We start from the raw sequence: 2,549 nt of genomic DNA on the forward strand, positions 1-2,549 counted from the left end.
AATCAGGGATTTCGTATTTCTTTGCGGACCGGGATGCCTTTCGCACTTCCTTTGTGACCTTCTTCTCACGGTCAAATACACGTGAAGCTTTGGTAATATGCCAGTTGTCTGAGAAATATGATAGAGTCTTCTCCAGCTCCCGAAAGGCATGTTCAATGTGCTTGCCAATCTTAGGGTGAGTGATCGATTCCATGAGACCGGCCAATTCATCCAGCGCCTCCTCCTTCACACTCTTCGGCGGTCTCCACCCATTTCTAGCCATAAAAGGATAGAAATCGAAATCTGCACCCGGATGGGGGATGTCGGTATCCCCTATCCCGTCCCTTGCAATGGAGTGCTTCCCGCTGCCGCTCCCATCGTCTACTCCATGGTAGTCCGACCAGAAGTTTCCCTCCAGTAGTATGGGATGATACCAGTCGTTCAAGGAAGGGAAATGGTCAAATGCCTGGAACTCGTTATCAACGAAATTGTTGTGAAAGACCATATTCGTTTCAACACCATCCAAAGCGAGACCATATTGATTGTTCACAATGGTGTTCTCACTGATGATTCCGTCGCTGTGACGCTGAACCCAGATGCCAACCCTGTAGTCAGATACAACATTCTCACAAATGACATTCGAATTTGCATACTCGAAATGGAGACCCGTCCCTGAGGTGTTGTCTACTCCCGAAATCTGGTTCTTGAGAACTAGGTTATTGTAGCCATCGTATATAAAGATTCCCGCTTGCTTATTACCGTCTAATCTGTTGCCTTGAATGACGTTGTTGTTGGGTCCCGAAAGATAGATCCCCCATCCTCCATCAGAGATTCTGTTATTCTCTATCCTGTTGAGATCAGACCAAGACACCCGGACACCTTGGCTATGTCTACCATATTTACCTGAGACAATTGTGTTTCCGATGATGGAGGAGTTCCTCGTCTCGTGATGAAGAAAGACCCCAGTCCAACTGTCCAAGAAAGAGCTATTCCGCACGACAGCGTTCTGATAAGGGCCTTCCACCTCAACACCTATTCCGTTATTCAGGAACTGCATCTCCCCGATGACCGCGTCGTCTCCGAGGATGTAGATGCCCGCCCACGTTGAAGAGGTACTGCCACTGTTCTGAACAAGAAAGCCCGTTACGAGACAACTCTCAGCCTCAATGCTCACCACCCTGCCCATTTTCCTTCCATCAATCGTGGTCGAACTACCACCGGAGCCCCAGAGAACGAGTGGCTTTGATATTCTCACATTTTCATAGTAGATTCCCGGGGCAACCTTTACAGTATCTCCGCGAGACGCAGCATCAACCGCTTCCTGAATTGTGGGATAGTCCGATGGGACATTGAGAACCGATGCCGCGACCTCAATGCCAAAAAGCAGAATTACGGAGGCAGCCAGCAACTTGTTGCTCTTTTGATTGAAACTCCACCGGTGAGTCTTCTTCCAAGCAGTCATTCTCATTTGGGTCTCCTTTGCCTGCACGCAAGCGGTAAAACCTTTAGGTTTGTGGGCCACCTGTAAGGCGACAGTAACGAGTATACGGGCGAAGACGGGCGTCTGTCAAGCAATTAGCAAAACCAGCTCCCTTCGGTTGCCCTCAGGAGCTCGTGGAACGAGCCGGGCAGGCCCCGTGTATCTCGCTTCGCGAGAAACGGGGCAGGCAGGGCCTTCGAGGACCTGCGGTCGTCGATATAAAGGTGCCTGTCCACATGTAGAAACCCAGGACCTTGGTCGTTGTCTATTTCGGGGCGTTTTGAACGCGGAGGTTAACATGCGGGGCAATCAGGTTGAAGTGGCTGTCTGAGTGGAGGAGGGTGCAGCCATTGTCCATAGCTATCTGAGCGATGAGAAGATCTGTATAGGGCGCAGAGACTCCCTTTGCCCGTAAACCCAGACCCAGCAATGAGACCTTGCGCCAGGTCGGCTCAGGGGTGGGCAGATAGTGGAGGGCCTCCAGGTCTTTTGAAAGCTCTTCGTATTCCTTCCTGCTCCTCGCCCCTCCCAGGAGTTCCACGCTAATCATGCCACAAGTGGCGGCTCTATCCTGATCGAGTATCCGACTCACCAACTCTTTTGTCTTCTCGTCTGCCCTTCGACGGAGAGCCAATATCCAGACCGAGGTGTCAATAAGTACCAGACCATCAGTCATTCTGCCGCATCCTTTCCAACCTCTTGAGATCCAAATCCAGGTCGGTTTTCCCCAATCTGGATTTCAGCCTCTCGATCCTTTTGTGCCTCACCAATTCCTTTAGCGAGAGGTTGACAACCTCTTTCTTTGTCTTGGCCTTGGTCAGTTTCAACGCCTCCTTCAAGGTTTTTTCGTCTATATCTATCAGGGTCCTCATTCTATATCACCTCCGTATATAAGTATAGTCGTTTTTTTGATATTTGTCAAGGGCTTACGGCTGTCAGACGTCAACTTGGTCAGGCTGTAAGACCGCTGACACCGAAACACGAAATTACGAAACTAAGAAGTTAAAGACGTTGTCACCCTCTCTTTCATTCTCCCTGTATGGGGTCAGGACATGGGTTACACATGTACCGGGACATAGGTAACACTTTT

The 2,549-nt window shown here is 49.9% G+C and carries 3 protein-coding genes; all 3 read right to left on the bottom strand.

Features of this window, described 5'->3' with window-relative positions; translation table 11 throughout:
* Positions 1–1,447 (bottom strand): DUF1565 domain-containing protein (locus E3J62_11340; protein TET44074.1); only part of this gene is annotated, 1,447 nt, incomplete at its 3' end.
* 277 nt (positions 1,448–1,724) lie between these two features.
* A complete protein-coding gene (locus tag E3J62_11345) occupies positions 1,725–2,135 on the bottom strand; it encodes a PIN domain nuclease (GenBank protein TET44075.1) in 411 nt (136 codons plus the stop codon).
* The gene (locus tag E3J62_11350; protein ID TET44076.1) at positions 2,128–2,331 is read right to left on the bottom strand and encodes a type II toxin-antitoxin system VapB family antitoxin; all 204 of its coding nucleotides are present in this window, start codon (positions 2,329–2,331) and stop codon (positions 2,128–2,130) included. Before E3J62_11350 ends, E3J62_11345 begins: the two co-directional genes overlap by 8 nt.
* Positions 2,332–2,549: the final 218 nt, after the last annotated feature.

The organism is candidate division TA06 bacterium (genome assembly GCA_004376575.1).
Taxonomy (GTDB): domain Bacteria; phylum Hydrothermota; class DG-26; order E44-bin18; family E44-bin18; genus E44-bin18.